The organism is Azospirillum sp. B21, assembly GCF_008364825.1.
Classification (GTDB): Bacteria; Pseudomonadota; Alphaproteobacteria; order Azospirillales; family Azospirillaceae; genus Azospirillum.
The window spans coordinates 348,731-363,758 of the sequence record NZ_VTTO01000004.1 but is presented as its reverse complement, the minus strand read 5'-3'; the positions used below and the strand labels follow the sequence as shown (position 1 = coordinate 363,758).

The 15,028-nt window shown below is 67.6% G+C and carries 13 protein-coding genes; 4 read left to right on the top strand and 9 right to left on the bottom strand.

Translation table 11 applies throughout. The features are described from left to right. Nucleotides 1-39: 39 nt before the first annotated feature. The 3 genes from FZ983_RS12835 to FZ983_RS12825 all read right to left on the bottom strand — a co-directional run bounded on the left by FZ983_RS12835 (nt 40) and on the right by FZ983_RS12825 (nt 2,976). Nucleotides 40-507, bottom strand: coding sequence for a Dps family protein (locus FZ983_RS12835; protein WP_149223921.1), 468 nt, complete (start codon nt 505-507; stop codon nt 40-42). 195 nt (nt 508-702) lie between these two features. Continuing rightward, complete coding sequence (locus tag FZ983_RS12830) at nt 703-2,415, bottom strand: HAMP domain-containing methyl-accepting chemotaxis protein (RefSeq protein ID WP_149223920.1); 1,713 nt, start codon at nt 2,413-2,415, stop codon at nt 703-705. Nucleotides 2,416-2,493: 78 nt separating this feature from the next. After that, the gene (locus tag FZ983_RS12825; RefSeq protein WP_149223919.1) at nt 2,494-2,976 is read right to left on the bottom strand and encodes a cache domain-containing protein; all 483 of its coding nucleotides are present in this window, start codon (nt 2,974-2,976) and stop codon (nt 2,494-2,496) included. 660 nt (nt 2,977-3,636) lie between these two features. On the opposite strand from FZ983_RS12825, the gene FZ983_RS12820 reads away from it, so the two are divergent. Next, entirely contained in the window at nt 3,637-5,676 is a 2,040-nt protein-coding gene (locus tag FZ983_RS12820; RefSeq protein WP_149223918.1) for an elongation factor G, read from the top strand. Nucleotides 5,677-5,784: 108 nt separating this feature from the next. Here the strand turns inward: FZ983_RS12820 and FZ983_RS35035 are convergent, their stop codons facing one another. Continuing rightward, nucleotides 5,785-5,913 (bottom strand): hypothetical protein, encoded by a 129-nt coding sequence (locus FZ983_RS35035; RefSeq protein ID WP_282186996.1) that lies wholly within the window; start codon nt 5,911-5,913, stop codon nt 5,785-5,787. Between the two features lie 325 nt (nt 5,914-6,238). After that, nucleotides 6,239-7,441, bottom strand: a complete 1,203-nt coding sequence (locus FZ983_RS12810; protein WP_149223916.1) for an aspartate transaminase — start codon at nt 7,439-7,441, stop codon at nt 6,239-6,241. A 435-nt stretch (nt 7,442-7,876) separates the two neighbouring features. On the opposite strand from FZ983_RS12810, the gene FZ983_RS12805 reads away from it, so the two are divergent. Then, nucleotides 7,877-8,305 carry a cytochrome c gene (locus FZ983_RS12805; protein ID WP_149223915.1) on the top strand — a complete coding sequence of 143 codons (429 nt, stop codon included), beginning with the start codon at nt 7,877-7,879 and terminating at the stop codon, nt 8,303-8,305. A 94-nt stretch (nt 8,306-8,399) separates the two neighbouring features. On the opposite strand, the gene FZ983_RS12800 is transcribed toward FZ983_RS12805, so the two are convergent. After that, entirely contained in the window at nt 8,400-9,503 is a 1,104-nt protein-coding gene (locus FZ983_RS12800) for a cytochrome-c peroxidase (RefSeq protein ID WP_149223914.1), read from the bottom strand. A 232-nt stretch (nt 9,504-9,735) separates the two neighbouring features. Beyond that, complete coding sequence (locus tag FZ983_RS12795; protein ID WP_149223913.1) at nt 9,736-10,434, bottom strand: cytochrome b/b6 domain-containing protein; 699 nt, start codon at nt 10,432-10,434, stop codon at nt 9,736-9,738. A 241-nt stretch (nt 10,435-10,675) separates the two neighbouring features. Here FZ983_RS12795 and FZ983_RS12790 point away from each other — a divergent pair, with 241 nt between their 5' ends. After that, nucleotides 10,676-10,912, top strand: a complete 237-nt coding sequence (locus FZ983_RS12790; protein WP_085090438.1) for a DUF4170 domain-containing protein — start codon at nt 10,676-10,678, stop codon at nt 10,910-10,912. Between the two features lie 76 nt (nt 10,913-10,988). Then, nucleotides 10,989-11,522, top strand: a complete 534-nt coding sequence (locus tag FZ983_RS12785; protein WP_149223912.1) for a metallophosphoesterase family protein — start codon at nt 10,989-10,991, stop codon at nt 11,520-11,522. On the opposite strand, the gene FZ983_RS12780 is transcribed toward FZ983_RS12785, so the two are convergent. Together FZ983_RS12780 and FZ983_RS12775 are read right to left on the bottom strand one after the other, a co-directional pair. Next, nucleotides 11,523-13,904: a GGDEF domain-containing phosphodiesterase gene (locus tag FZ983_RS12780; protein ID WP_149223911.1), complete on the bottom strand. Its 2,382-nt coding sequence runs from the start codon at nt 13,902-13,904 to the stop codon at nt 11,523-11,525. Nucleotides 13,905-14,206: 302 nt separating this feature from the next. Next, nucleotides 14,207-14,992 (bottom strand): hypothetical protein, encoded by a 786-nt coding sequence (locus FZ983_RS12775; protein WP_149223910.1) that lies wholly within the window; start codon nt 14,990-14,992, stop codon nt 14,207-14,209. Nucleotides 14,993-15,028: the final 36 nt, after the last annotated feature.

Here is a 15,028-nt window from a genome sequence, read left to right as displayed (position 1 = left end):
CTCTCCCGCAAGGGGAGAAGGGCATTCGAAATGGAGCGGCTACTCCAGCATGCTGCGCAGCATCCAGGCGGTCTTGTCATGGATCTGCAGGCGCTGGGTCAGCAGGTCGGCGGTCGGCTCGTCGCTGCCCTGCTCGGCCGCCGGGAAGACGCTGCGGATGGTGCGGGCGGCGGCCTCATGGCCTTCGACCAGCTGGCGGATCATGTCGTTCGCCTTCGGAACACCCACTTCCTCCTTGATCGAGGCCAGTTCCGCGAACTGCGAGAAGCTGCCCGGCGCCGGATAGCCCAGCGCGCGGATGCGCTCCGCGATCTCGTCCAGCGCGGTCCACAGCTCCGTGTACTGCGTCATGAACATGGTGTGGAGCGTGTTGAACATCGGCCCGGTGACGTTCCAGTGGAACGAATGGGTCTTGATGTAGAGCGCGAAGGTGTCGGCCAGAACCTTGTTCAGCCCTTCGGCGATGGATTTGCGGTCTGCGTCCGAGATCCCGATGTCGATCTTCATCTTACGATCCTTCTTGTTGGGTCCTGCATCATACCCCGGCATCGGCACGGCCGTCACCGGCCTCCGCCCCGCCGCCTCGGACATCAGCTTGGGCGCGAGCGAATGGTTTCAAGACTGATGCGACCAAACTTCGCGGCCACACTTGGGGATGGCAGGTCAGACCAACGATAAGGAGAATGGCAGGACCGGCGCCCCTCACCCTGCCCGCAGTCGCCCGATGAAGTGCTTCACCTCGCGGCTCAGCGTCACCGCCTGCCCGTCGAGCAGCTCCGCCGCGCGCAGCACCTCGCCGGCGGCGGTGCCGGTCTCGCCGGCGCTGGCGGAGACGGTGGCGATGGTGCGGGAAACGTCGCTGGTGCCGGCGGCGGCCTCCTGCACGTTGCGGGTGATTTCCCCGGTGGCGGCGGCCTGCTGTTCCATGGCGCCGGCGATGGAACCGACGATCTCGTCGATGCCGACCACCGTCTCGCCCACCCCCCGGATGGCGGCGACGGCGGCGCCGGTCACCTGCTGCATGGCGGCGATCTGGGTGCCGATGTCCTCGGTGGCCTTCGCCGTCTGATTGGCGAGGTTCTTCACCTCGCTCGCCACCACGGCGAAGCCCTTGCCGGCCTCCCCCGCCCGCGCCGCCTCGATGGTCGCGTTCAGCGCCAGAAGATTGGTTTGCGCCGCGATGGAGTTGATCAGGCCGACGATCTCGCCGATGCGGTGGGCGGCGTCGGACAGGCCCACGACATGGCCGTTGGTCTCCTCCACTGCCCGCACCGCGCCGCGCACCATGTCGAAGGAGCGGCGGACCTGGGCGCCGATCTCGGCGATGGAGGCCGACATCTCCTCCGTCGCGGCGGCGGCGGTCTGGACGCTGGAGCCTGCCTGGGCGCTGGCGGCGGCGACGGTGGCGGCCTGCCGGTTGGCGCTGTCGGCGCGCTCCAGCATGCCGGCGGCATTGCTGCGCACCTGATGGGCGCCGGCCCCCACCTGCTGGACCACCTCGGACACGCGGGCCTCGAACAGGTCGGCCAGTTCCCGGATGGCGCGGTGCTTCTCCGCCTCGGCCTCCGCCTTCTGGCGCTGCTGGTCGGCGGTCAGCCGCTCCACCTCGCGGGCGTTGGTCTGGAACACCTCCAGCGCGCGGGCCATGGCGCCGATCTCGTTGCGCATCCAGCCGCCCTCGACCACGCCGTCCAGCTTCCCGGCGGCGAGTTCCGTGGTGGTGCGGGAGAGTTGCTGCAACGGCCTTGTGATGGAGCGGGCGAGCACCAGCCCGGCCGCCATCATCGCCAGAAGCAGCCCGCCCATCACCAGCGCGAAGTCGCGCCGCGCCGCTGCGGTGGCGTCGCGGGTGGCCTGGGTGGCGGCGGCGGTGGAGCGGCCGATGGCGGCCTGCGTCTCCATCACCTTGTCCGTCAGGGCGGCGAATTGGGCATCGGTGTGGGCCATCATCGGGATGCCGATCAGGCGGTCGATGGCCGCCATCTGGTTCATCTCGTCCACCGCCTTGGCATAGGCGCCGAGCCGGGCCGACACATCGTCCAGCATCGCGCGCTCCGCCTCGGCCAGCGGCAGGGCGCGCAGTTCCACGATCGCGGTGCGCGCCTTGCCCAGGTTGGCGGCGATGGCATCGCGCATGGCCTGGAGCTTCGCCTCCTCGATGCCCGACCCGGACAGGGCCAGATGCCGCGACACGTCGCTGTGGATGACATAGGCGATGGCGACCAGCCGGTCGACGCGGCCCAGCCGCTCCGCCGCCTCGCTGTGGATGCCGTCCACGGCGGTCAGCGCCTGTTCCGACTCGCGGTCGGCCAGGACCAGAGCCGCCACCGTCAGGACGATCCCCATCAGGGGCGCCGCGAACACCCGGCCCGCCACCGACAGGCCCGACAGACGCGCAAAGACACCGCCGCTCATCCTCATTCCCCCCTCAGCGTCGCCGGACGGTCACCGCGTCACGCGGCGGCCGTCACTTGCCACCGTCATTTGCCGTCGTCACTTGTAGATGCCGACATAGGCGACCAGTTCCTGGCCGGGCACGCGCTTCACGTAGGTGATCTTCGGCTCGATCTTGTTGCTGGCGGGGTTCAGCCAGCGGTACTCGACCCAGCCCTCGCCCTTGTCCTTGGCGACGGCCAGCACGTCCTGGACGATGAAGCGGCCATCCGGGTCCTTGACGTTGATGACACTCTGCCCGACGCCGGCCGGACGCGGCGGATAGACCTTCCACACCCCGGTGAAGTCGATGACGTTGACGTAGATCTCGCCGTACTTGAACGGACCGTCGGCGTTGAAGGCCTTGGTGGCCTCGTCCAGCCCCTGGGCGGCGATCAGGTCTGCCGCCTTCAGGGTGATGGACTTCGCGTCCTCTTGCGTCGGCTTGGCCGCCTGTGCCGCGGCGGGAGTGGACAGCGGGGCGGAAACGGCAGTCCCGGCGGCGATCAGGCCGGCAACCACCAAACGAAACCACAGGCGCATATGCATTTTCCCCAAGGACTGGAGGCCTGCCGGCGGACGCCGGGCGGCCCGTCGATTGTTGTGCGGCCGTCGTCGCTTTTGCGCGCAGCCATTTTCGGATCAAGCTACTAGCAGAAGGTTTCATGCATTTGTCCGCCCCATTTCGTCGCGGTCATATCGCATTGCAACATAGCAATATTGAAGCAAACTCTCCGCCGAACACATCTTTGAGACGCATTCCATTGAATTTGAACGCCTTAGCCGGGCAGGCCGCCGATCGGCACCGGAGTTGGCATGGCTGCCTTACACCGATGCGGCCTATCGACGCATGAATGCACTCACCCCTGCCGCGCCTGCGCTGTCGAATCCCCGGCGCAGACAGCGGCTGCGTGACGGTTTGCCGCCCCTTTTTTCCATCGACAGCCGCGCCGTTCGGGTGGAGCATCGAAAGTCCGATGCGGGCGTTCCGCCGGCCCCGGACCCGATGCGCCATCCCCGCACCCGTCCGCCGCCGCCCGTCGCCCCACCCGGACGTGCCGGTTTTTCTAAGTGACTGTCTAGAGCCACACGCGAACGGGCCTCCACGGCGGCCGGCACCAGCGCCCCATCCCCGGCGCGGCCCGGCAGCCCGGCCCCTCCTAGAACGGCCGGAATGGCCCGAAGCTTCCACGGGAGGTGTGAATGCCGCATACGCAAATCCGGACGGCGCGCTGCGCGGCGCTGGTCGGCCCCTATCTCGCCGGCAAGACGACGCTGCTCGAAAGCCTGCTGTTCGCGGCGGGGGCCGTCACCCGCAAGGGCAGCGTGCGGGACGGCAACGCCGTGGGCGACACGTCGCCGGAGGCAAAGGCCCGGTCGATGAGCACCGAGCTGAACGTCGCCTCCTTCGATTACCTGGGTGAACGCTGGTCGATCCTGGACTGCCCCGGCTCGGTGGAGTTGACGGGCGAGGCGCAGGCGGCGCTGATGGCCGCCGACATCGCCATCGTGGTGGCGGAGGCGGCGCCGGAGAAGGCGGTCCTGCTGGCCCCGCTGTTCAAGGTGCTGGACGACCACCGCATTCCGCATCTGCTGTTCATCAACAAGATCGACACGCTGGGAGACCTGCGGGTGCGCGACGTCGTCGCCGCCTACCAGGAGGTCTCCGCCCGCAAGCTGGTCCTGCGCGAGGTGCCGCTGCGCGAGAACGGCCAGATCACCGGGCTGGTCGATCTGGTCAGCGAGCGCGCCTGGCGCTTCAACCCGCACAAGCCGTCCGATCTGGTGGCCCTGCCCGACAGCGTCCGCGACTGGGAGGCGGAGGCGCGGCAGGCGATGCTGGAATCGGCCGCCGACTTCGACGACGCCCTGCTGGAAAAACTGCTGGAGGACATGGCCCCCGACAGCGCGGAGCTTTACGAAACGCTGGCGCACGAGCTGGCCGACGACCTGATCGTCCCGGTCTTCTTCGGATCGGCGGAGAACGACAACGGCATCCGCCGCCTGCTGAAGGCCCTGCGCCATGACGGGCCGGAGGTCGGCGTCACCGCCGCCCGCGTCGATATCCCGTCGGATGCGACGGTGACGGCCCAGGTGGTCAAGACGATGATGGGCTCCCATGCCGGGAAGCTCAGCCTTGCCCGCATCTGGCGCGGCACCGTCACCGACGGCATGACGCTGGGCGGGGAACGGGTGTCCGGCATCTTCCAGCTGTTCGGCCGCGACCAGACCAAGGTGCCGCAGGCGGTGGCGGGCGATCTCGTCGCGCTCGGCCGGCTGGAAAAGGCGGCGACCGGCGACCGGCTGACCGAAAAGACCAACCTCGGCCCGCCCGCCGACTGGCCGGCCGCCGCGCCGCCGGTGCATGGGCTGGCGCTCCGTGCCGAAAACCGCAATGACGAGGTGAAGCTGTCCGCCGCCCTGCAGAAGCTGCGGGAGGAGGACCCGTCCCTGACGCTCGACCAGTCGCCCGAAACCGGGGAGCTGGTTCTGTGGGGCCAGGGCGATGTGCATCTGAAGCTGGCGATGGACCGGCTGCGCAGCCGCTTCAACGTCGCGGTGAAGGGCCAGCCGCCGCAGGTCCCCTACAAGGAGACGATCCGCAAGAGCACCAGCCACCACGCCCGCTTCAAGCGCCAGACCGGCGGCCACGGCCAGTTCGCCGACATCCATGTGGAGATCCGCCCGCTGCCGCGCGGATCGGGCATCCAGTTCGAGGATGCGGTGGTCGGCGGCGCCGTGCCGCGCCAGTACATCCCGGCGGTGGAGGCCGGCGTGCGCGAGGCGGCGGTCCGCGGGCCGCTCGGCTTCCCGGTGGTGGATTTCGCGGTGAGGCTGACCGGCGGCCAGTTCCACGCCGTCGACAGTTCCGACATGGCCTTCAAGACGGTGGCGCGGCAGGCGATGGCCGAAGCCCTGCCGGCCTGCGAGCCGGTGCTGCTGGAGCCGATCCTGACCGTGACCATCGCGGTGCCCAGCGCCTTCACGCCCAAGGTGCAGCGGCTGGTCAGCGGCCGGCGCGGCCAGCTTCTGGGCTTCGACGCGCGGCCGGGCTGGCCCGGCTGGGACGAGGTGAAGGCGTGCATGCCGCAAGCCGACATGCAGGATCTGATCGTCGAGCTGCGGTCGCTGACCTTCGGCGTCGGCAGCTACAGCGCCGAGTTCGAGCGCCTGCAGGAGGTGGTCGGCAAGGCCGCCGACCGCGCGGTGGAAATCCGCAAGGACATGCTGGCGGCGCTGTGAAAGGCCGTCCCCGTCTCCGCCGGAACATCGCGCGGGAACGGGGACGCCCATCGGATGGTGGTCACCCCGCCATGCGCCGGAAGGTCAGATCCCAGCCCTTCGGCACGCTCAACCCCTCAAAATCAAGGCGATCATGATGCCGGCAAAGCTGAGGATGGCGACCGAACCGACAATGATGCTGGCGAGCATCTGCGCCGAGATGTAGGTGCCGGCGACCGTACCGGCGATCCGTGCCATTCCGTCACGCCCACCCCCAGGTGCACTTGCACCGGGGTGCCCGCAGGATGGACAAGTCGGCGCTTCAGCGGAAATCTTGTGCCCGCACGCAGCGCAGGGGACCAGAGCCATTCCGTTCCTTCCCATTCTTCGACGCAGCAGGATTGCCCTTTCCCACATAGAGCGAAGAACTGAGCATTGCAGCTTCTCTTTAGGCTAAGCACGCCGCAACCGCACCCAGCGGCATGACGGTAAGGGTAGCCCTGATTTCCGCCCATAAAAACGAAAAGGGCCGGCACCCTCGCGGCGCCGGCCCTTCTCTTACTCAGTCAACGCGGCGGCGCGATCAGCGCAGGTTGCCGCAGGCGCGCTGGATGCGCTTGCACGCCTCTTCCAGCGCTTCCGTCGAGGTCGCGTAGGAGATGCGGAAGTGCGGGGCGAGGCCGAAGGCAGACCCCTGGACGACCGCGACGCCTTCCGACTCCAGCAGGTAGGTGACGAAATCCTCGTCGGTCTCGATCACCTTGCCGTCCGGGGTCGTCTTGCCGATGGTGCCGGCGCAGGACGGATAGACGTAGAAGGCGCCTTCCGGCTTCGGGCAGCTGATGCCGGTGGCCTGGTTCAGCATGGACACCACCAGGTCGCGACGCTGGCGGAAAGCCTCGCCACGCTCCTTGATGAAGTCCTGCGGACCGTTCAGCGCCTCGACGGCGGCGGCCTGGGCGATGGAGGTCGGGTTGGAGGTCGACTGGCTCTGGATCACGCCGATGGCCTTGATGAGATCCTTCGGGCCGCCGGCATAGCCGATGCGCCAGCCGGTCATCGCGTAGGACTTCGACACGCCGTTGACGGTCAGGGTGCGGTCGTACAGCGACGGTTCGACCTGGGCCGGGGTGACGAACTCCAGGCCGTCATACAGCAGGTGTTCGTACATGTCGTCGGTCATCACCCAGACATGCGGGTGGCGGACCAGCACGTCGGTCAGCGCCTTCATCTCGGCGCGGGTGTAGGCGGCGCCCGACGGGTTCGACGGCGAGTTCAGGATCAGCCACTTGGTCTTCGGCGTGATCGCCTTCTCCAGGTCGGCGGGCTGCAGCTTGAAGCCCTGCTCGGCCGGGCAGGAGACGAAGACCGGCGTGCCTTCCGCCAGTTCCACCATGTCCGGATAGCTGACCCAGTAGGGGGCCGGGATGATGACCTCGTCGCCCTGGTTCAGCGTCGCCATCAGGGCGTTGTACAGCACCTGCTTGCCGCCGACGCCGACGGTGATCTGGTCGGGCGTGTACTTCAGGCCGTTCTCGCGCTCGAACTTGGCACAGATCGCCTTCTTCAGGGCCGGCGTGCCGTCCACCGCGGTATACTTGGTGTCACCGGCCTCGATCGCCTTGATGGCGGCGGCCTTGATGTTGTCGGGGGTATCGAAATCCGGCTCGCCGGCACCCAGGCCGATAACGTCGCGACCGGCCGCTTTCAGCTCGCGGGCTTTGTTGGTCACGGCGATGGTCGGCGACGGCTTGATGCGGGACAGGCGGGACGCGATGATCGACATGGCGATGGGCCCCCTCAGGGCTATGGAGACGGTGTGGCGGAGACGTCGTGCGACGCCTGCCCCTCCGGGTGGAAGGCGCGAGGCGGGACCTTACTTCCGCTCCACCCCGGTTGCAAGGCCGGTCGGCCGGTGAAAACCGCCCGGTTCCGCGGATTTTCCGCCCTGTGGCCGCACCGTACCGGCGCATCGACCAAGCCGTATAGGGTCATCGTTGGCGGGTAGCCTTGCGCGGCTTCGCCGGTATTCCCGACACCCTTCGGATGGAGCCTGCGGAATTACCAAATACCACCCTCACCATGCGCAGCATTATTTCTTACAATACAAATGAATACCATGATGGTCCAAAACCTTTCGTTCCTACTTCACTTGACATTTTCGGCCTAGCCGTGTGTAAAGTCTCGCGTGGGGAACTGAATTCAAGAAGGGATAAGAACCGTGTTTTCCCGTATAGTGCTTGCGGCCTCGGCCGCGCTGATGCTGACCGGCGGCGTCGCTTTCGCTCAGGACGTCATCCAGACCCGCAAGGCCGGGTTCGAGGACTACAAGAAGGCGATGGGCGAGATCAAGGACGCGGTGGGCAAGGGCGATCTGGCCGCCATCGGTCCGGTGGCCGACCGCATCGACGCCTTCGCCGCCAAGATCCCCGGCCTGTTCCCGCCCGGCTCCGACAAGGGCAAGACGGCGGCCAAGGAAGTGATCTGGGCGAACTTCCCGGACTTCACCGCCAAGGCGCAGGACACGCAGACCGCCGCCAAGGCGCTGAAGGTCGCCGCCGCCTCGGGTGACAAGGCCGCGACGGGCAATGCGTTCGGCGCCATGGCCGACACCTGCAAGGCCTGCCACCAGCGCTACCGCTCCGAATAAGCGGCAGTTCCGACGGACGCCGGCCAGACGAAAAAAGCCCTTCCCCACCAGCGTGGGGAAGGGCTTTTCCATTACCGGAACCCTGCCCGAACCTTTACTTGAACACGGGCTGCGGCGTGGCCGGCGTGCTGGCCGGCAGCAACGGATACTCGACGCGCGGCTGCTGGCCGGTCAGCGTCGTCAGGAAGGCGGTGATCTTGTCGATCTCCTGGTCGGACAGGGTGGCGCCGAGCTGGCTCGACCCCATCACCGCCACCGCCTGGCGCAGATCCCACACCTTGCCGGAATGGAAATAGGGGGCGGTCAGCGTGACGTTGCGCAGGGTGGGCGCGCGGAAGACATATTCGTCGTCGGCGGTCTTGGTGACGGCGAAGCGGCCCTTGTCGCCCGGCGGCAGGATCTCCGCCCCCGGACGGGTCACCACGCCGAAGGGGAAGTAATCATGACCGCCGACATTGACGCCGTTGTGGCAGCCGGCGCAGCCCTTGTCGATGAACAGCTCCAACCCGGCCTTCTGCGTGCCGGTCAGCGCATCGGCCTTGCCCTCCAGATACTGGTCGAAGGGAGAGGCGGGGGTGGTCAGCGTCGCTTCGAACGCCTCGATCGCCATGGCGACATTGTCGAAGGTCACCGGATCCTTCTCGTTCGGGAAGGCGTCGGCGAACTTCGTCTTGTAGGCGGGGATGCTGTTAAGCACGGCCATCACGCGGTCGGGCGTGCTGTTCATCTCCACGCCGGCCTGGATCGGCCCCTTGGCCTGGGCCTTCAGGTCTTCCGCCCGGCCGTCCCAGAACTGGGCAACGTTCAGCACGGCGTTCAGCACGGTCGGCGCGTTGCGCGGACCCTTCTGCCAGCCATGACCGACCGAGGTCTCCAGCCCGTCGACGCCGCCGAGGCCGAGATTGTGGCAGCTGTTGCACGAGAAGATGCCGCTGGCCGACAGGCGCGGATCGAAGAACAGCATCTTGCCGAGTTCGATCTTCTCGCGCGTGACCGCATTGTTGCGAATCGCCGGCAGGGTGGCGGGCAGCGGCTTGAACATTTCGCGCGCACGGCCCATCAGGGCGTCGCCAGCCGCGGGCGGATCGGCGGCCGGTGCCGTACCGGCGGTCGCGGCGAGGATGCCCAGGGCGGCGGCGGTGCCGATCAGCAGGCCTTTCAGCGCTGCGGTCGGGCGATGTCCGGATTGTGCGTGCATGGCTGGCTGTCCCCCGGCACGGCCGACATCCTCCACAACCTTCGGCTTCAAAAAGGCAAAGGTCGATCGATCCCGGAAGTCGGGCCGGCGTCATTGGTTCGTTGAGGTTTGGCTCGGATCAATCTGGAGTCATTCTAGACAAGCAGGCGTCCGGCCATAGACGACGAGTTGTCGCACACAACCAATGGCATATGGCTGCCACTTGGGGAAAACACCCGGCGAAGACGCAGGCTCAGCCGGCGGCGCGCAGCACCAGGAAGACCAGCCCCGCGGAAGCGGCCAGGATCGCCAGCGCCAGCGCCGCCGGGGCACGCCGCGGTTCCGACGTCGCGACACGGCCGGGCAAGCTCTTGCGGCCGGTCACCATCGGCCGGATCAGGTTGTCCTTCTTGACCAGCAGGTAGAAGAACACGGCCACCACATGCAGCCCGATCAGCACGAAGATGCCGTTGGCCAGCAGGCGGTGGATCGAGCTCAGCGTCGCCACCGTGGCGCCGGAGGCCATCGGCACCAGCGGACCGTCGACCAGGATGTCGTCGCTGGTGAACAGGCCGCTCGTCGCCTGGACCAGCAGGATCAGCAGCAGCGCCACCACCATCAGGGCGCCCAGCGGGTTGTGGCCCAGGGTGAAGGCGGCTTCCCCACCCGCCCGCGACCGCTTCAGATAGTCCAGGATGGCGCCCGGCCCCTTTACGAAATCGGCAAAGCGCGCGGTCTGGCTGCCCACCACGCCCCAGCCCAGCCGGAACAGCACCAGTATCAGAACTGTTTCGCCCGCCAACATATGAATGGAAAGCATACCAAGCTCGGCTGACAGAATCGCGACAGCCACCGCGGCGACCAGCCCCCAATGAAACAGCCGGGTCGGTAGGTCCCAGACCCGAACCTCACGCCCATGTTTCTCCCGAGTCGCGGTATGACCACTTGCCATCGCTCGATCCTCGCAGTGTTCAGCCGTATTTCTGGCGCTTGTCATCTGCGGCAAAGGGACGGATTCTTTGTCCTGATCCTGGAAACGCCGCAGTCCCGTGGTGGCATCGGTCGAATGGCCTGTCAACAGGCTTGAAGCACCGCCCGGCCGGCGGATATGAGAATGCGACGCATCAGCCGGCCTGCCGGCGCAAAGACAGCCGTAATTCCCCTTCACCCCCGGTTACAAGGACTCATAGGCCATGCCCGACAAACAGCTCCTCCACCTCGTGTTCGGCGGCGAACTCGTGCGTCCGGACACGGACCAGTTCGTCGATCCGTCGAAGCTGCACATCGTCGGCATCTTCCCGAGCTACGAGGACGCCTACAAGGCATGGCGCGGCGCAACCGGCCAGACCATCGACGATGCCCACACCCGCTACTACATCGTCCACCTCCACCGCTTCCTCGATCCGGCGGCGGACGATCACAAGCACTGAAGCCTTCGAACCGGCGCGCGGCGGGTGAGACCCTGGTGCAGGGAACCGCCCGCCGCGCAGCGGCGTTGACCGGTCGATGACCGTCTATTTCACCTCCGACACCCATTTCGGCCATGGCGGCGCCCGCGGGCGCTTCCGCCGCCCCTTCGACTCCACGGCCGAGATGGACGCGGCGATGGAGGCCAACTGGAACGCCACCGTCGGCCCCGATGACGAGGTCTGGCACCTCGGCGACTTTGCCCTGCACATGCGGCCGGACGCCATGGCGGACCTGCTCGGCCGGCTGAACGGCACCAAGCATCTGATCGCCGGCAACAATGACGGTGCGGCCACGCTTGCGCTGCCGGGCTGGGCCAGCGTGCGGCATTACGCCGAACTGACGCTGGACGGCATCGATCTGGTGATGTGCCATTACGCCTTCCGCACCTGGAACGGCATGCACCGCAAGGCGTTGAACCTGCACGGCCACAGCCACGGCCAATTGAAGCCGCAGCCGCGGCAGATCGACGTCGGCGTCGATGTCTGGAATTTCCGCCCCGTCACCCTGGTCGAATTGACGGTCCCGCGTCCGCGGCGCAAGAAGGCGCCTGAAGAGCAGCCGCTCCCCTGACTACGCGGTCTGGCGCAGCCGCTCCGTCAGCAGGCCGCAGGCGGCGTCCGCCGGCACCGGACGGCCGGTCAGCCAGCCCTGGACCTGGGTGCAGTTGTGGTGGCGCAGGAAATTGGCCTGCTCGGTCTTCTCCACCCCTTCGGCGACCACATGCAGGCCCAGCATGTCGGCCATGGCGATGATGGTGGACACGATGCCGGCATCCTCGCGCTCGTTCGGCACGCCGTTGATGAAGGAGCGGTCGATCTTCAGCGTGGTGATCGGCAGCCGCTTCAGATAGCTCAAGCTGGAATGGCCGGTGCCGAAATCGTCCACCGCCACCCGGATGCCCATCGCCTTCAACGCCGCCAGCACCCCCAGCGCATGGTCGAGGTCCTGCATTACGGCGCCCTCGGTGATCTCCAGTTCGATCAGGCCGGGAGGCAGTCCATGGCGGTCGATGATGCGGCGGAAATCCTCGGCGCTGCGGTTGCGCAGATGCTTGGGCGAGATGTTGACGGCGACCGGCACCGGCTCCATGCCCGCATCCAGCCAGTCGCGCATCTGCCGGCAGGCCTCGTCCAGCACCCAGTCGCCAAGCGGAACGATGAAGCCGGTCTCCTCCGCCACGGGAATGAACTCGCCGGGCGGGATCATCGTTCCCCGCTCTTGCCCCTGCCCCGGCTTTTCCCAGCGCAGCAGCGCCTCGAACCCCTCCAGCGAGAAGTCGATCAGCGACACCTTGGGCTGGTAGTGCAGACGGAACTGCTTCAGCGCCAGCGCCGCGCGCAGGTCGCCGTCCAACGCCAGCTGGCGCCGCGCCTGTTCGGCCAGCTCGGGTCGGAAGAAGGCATGGCGGCGCCCGCCCATCCGCTTGGCGGCGTAGAGCGCCGTTTCGGCGGCGCGCAGCAACGCCTGCGGATCCATGACGTCCGCCGCCGCGTCCCAGCCCGCCGTCCCCGCCAGATCGTCGGGATAGACCGCGATGCCCACCGCCGGGCGGACATAATGCTCGCAGCCCGGCAAGGTGACCGGGGCGTCGAAAGACTCGAGGATTCGGTCGGCGATGGCCGCAGCCTCCGGGGCACCGCGGATCTCCTCGACGATCACGGCGAAATCGTCGGTGCCGATGCGACCGACGGGATCGTCAGGGCGGACGGCGGCGGCGACCCGCCGGGCCACCTCCTGCAACAGCGCATCGCCGGCCTGATGGCCCAGCGTGTCGGTGATCAGCTTGAAGCGCGACAGGTCCAGGCACAGCACGGCGAAGGGGCGGCGGTCGCGATGGCTGCGCTCCACCGCCGTCTCCAGCAGCGATTCGATCATCGCCCGGTTGGGCAGTCCGGTCAGCCGGTCGCGGGTGGCCAGCCTCATCAGCTCGCGCTCATGCCGCAGCCGGTCGGTCACGTCGGCCAGCGCGCAGACGAAGCCGCGGCGCCCCCGCACCACCAGCGGCGAGACGCTGAGCGAGGCGTCGATGCGGTCGCCGCCTCCGGGACGTTCGATCCCCAGCGCATGCTCCCGCACCGGCGCCGCAGTCTCGGCGTCACCGATAAGGTCGACAGCCATATCGGCCAGCAGCGAATCGATCCGGGCGCGATCGGGGGCGGCGAACAGGCTCGACAGCGGACGCCCGCGCAGGTCTTCGGCTGGAACGCCGAGCAGGGCGACGGCGGCGGGATTGTGCTCCTCGATCCGGCCGCGGGAATCGACCAGCAGGATCGCCTCGCTGACATTGTTCATGATGCCGGCCAGCCGCTCGTCCCGTTCGATCAGGGCAATGGCGGCGCGGCGGAAGAACTCCATGGCGCGGGCCATCGCGCCGAATTCGTCGCGGCGCTCGCGGCCGGGAATGTCGATATCGGTCCGACCCTCCGTCAGCAGGCGCATGCGGTCGGACAGCATTTCCAGCGGACCGACGACATGTTGGGACAGGAACAGCGATCCGGGCCAGCTCAGCACCAGCAGCACCGCCAGGAACAGCAGGAATCCCGACGCCTCCACCAGGAAGGCCCGGTCGAGATCGCCGACGTCGCCGGCGGCGGCGATGGCCCAGCCCCAGGGCTCGAACCGGCCTTCGGCGGTCACGGAGCGATCCATCGGCGGCCAGCCGGGCGGGACGATGCCGTCGGTGAAGATCGTGACATGGAAAGGCTTGGCGGCCAGCGCCCGCAGGGCCGTCCGCGCCCGGTCGCGCGCCTCCTCGGCCGACATGGCGCCCGACGCCGCCGACCGGTCCAGGTCGCGTAGAAGCCCGCCTGCCGAATCCACCAGCGCGGCCGCGACCTGTTCCCGCTCCGCGATCATGCCCTGGCGCAGCAGGTAAAGCGCCGGGATCGCCGCCATCAGGCAGCCGATCAGGCCGATCCAGGTCAGCCAGCGAATCTTGCGGCGCAGCGTCATCGTGCCTGGCGTCGCTCTCTTGTCCGTTAAGTTAACGGACGGTTAGTCGTTTGTGGAAAGTGGCGACTTCATTTCAATCGCGCAATGCAATTTTTTCTTCGCATGCGCAACAGACAGCTGTCCAACCGATACGAAGGTTGCAGACTGCGACGCTTTGCCCCACAGGCAGCATTATTACCGATCATGGGAAGCGATGTTTCAAGCGGACTTGCCCGGCCGTCTCCTCCCGCGAAAGCGGAAAAACGGCCGGGCAAAAGGCGATCGGCATTGATGGTCAGAGCCTTACCGGTCCGACCCTCGGCTCATCCCTGGCTGGGATAGAGTCGCTGGAAGCCTTCGGTGACACGGGCGATCAGCGCCGGGTCACGGTCGCGCCAATAGCGGGGATCACGCATCAGGGTGCGCAGTTCCGCCTCGCCATCCCCGCCACCGGGGCGGGCTCCCGCCATCGACAGGGCGGACGGCTCGCTGCCGGTCATCATCGAATAGAGCGCCATGACACCTTCGTAGGAGGTCGCCAGCCCTTCGACCGCGGCCGGCGGCAGGGTCTTGCCGGCCCAGGCCAGCAGCTGCCGCGACACCTCGCGCCAGCGCTCCTCGCCGCCGAAGCGGGCGACCAGCCGTTCGACCTCCCGTTCCGCCTGGAACTCGGCGGCGACGGTCTGGATCAGCGGGACCATCCGCTCGGCCGCGAGATCGTACAGAAGCTGGGCCTGCGCCGGGGTGTAGCCGGCCTCGAACAGGCGGCCGTTGATCTCCGGGTCCGGCTGGAACAGGCCATGATCGCAGGCGATGCAATAACCCTCCGCCGACTCCGGCGCCCCCATCAGACGACGAAGCTGCGCCGGATCGAGGCTGGCCGGATCGAAAGCAGCCGGTTCGGGGGGCGCCGCCAGGCCGGCCGTCTGCGCCGAAGGCTGCTGGGACAGCCGCCGCTCAAGCTCCAGATAGGATTTCAGCAGCGCCTCGACGCGCAGTTCGCCGGTCTTGGGATCCCTGAACTTTTCGGGGATCGGCAGCGGCGGGACCGCATCGGCGGCGGGTGCGGCGGCGGGTGCGGGCGTCTCGGTCAGCAAAGTGTCGGCCATCATCAACTCCTGCAGGATAGGGAAAGGGGGAAGGGC

Bases quoted from the DNA above. Each gene is read 5' to 3' on its own strand.
- FZ983_RS12835 (WP_149223921.1), bottom strand. From the start codon at position 507: ATGAAGATCGACATCGGGATCTCGGACGCAGACCGCAAATCCATCGCC.
- FZ983_RS12830 (WP_149223920.1), bottom strand. From the start codon at position 2,415: ATGAGCGGCGGTGTCTTTGCGCGTCTGTCGGGCCTGTCGGTGGCGGGC.
- FZ983_RS12825 (WP_149223919.1), bottom strand. From the start codon at position 2,976: ATGCGCCTGTGGTTTCGTTTGGTGGTTGCCGGCCTGATCGCCGCCGGG.
- FZ983_RS12820 (WP_149223918.1), top strand. From the start codon at position 3,637: ATGCCGCATACGCAAATCCGGACGGCGCGCTGCGCGGCGCTGGTCGGC.
- FZ983_RS35035 (WP_282186996.1), bottom strand. From the start codon at position 5,913: ATGGCACGGATCGCCGGTACGGTCGCCGGCACCTACATCTCGGCGCAG.
- FZ983_RS12810 (WP_149223916.1), bottom strand. From the start codon at position 7,441: ATGTCGATCATCGCGTCCCGCCTGTCCCGCATCAAGCCGTCGCCGACC.
- FZ983_RS12800 (WP_149223914.1), bottom strand. From the start codon at position 9,503: ATGCACGCACAATCCGGACATCGCCCGACCGCAGCGCTGAAAGGCCTG.
- FZ983_RS12795 (WP_149223913.1), bottom strand. From the start codon at position 10,434: ATGGCAAGTGGTCATACCGCGACTCGGGAGAAACATGGGCGTGAGGTT.
- FZ983_RS12790 (WP_085090438.1), top strand. From the start codon at position 10,676: ATGCCCGACAAACAGCTCCTCCACCTCGTGTTCGGCGGCGAACTCGTG.
- FZ983_RS12785 (WP_149223912.1), top strand. From the start codon at position 10,989: ATGACCGTCTATTTCACCTCCGACACCCATTTCGGCCATGGCGGCGCC.
- FZ983_RS12780 (WP_149223911.1), bottom strand. From the start codon at position 13,904: ATGACGCTGCGCCGCAAGATTCGCTGGCTGACCTGGATCGGCCTGATC.
- FZ983_RS12775 (WP_149223910.1), bottom strand. From the start codon at position 14,992: ATGGCCGACACTTTGCTGACCGAGACGCCCGCACCCGCCGCCGCACCC.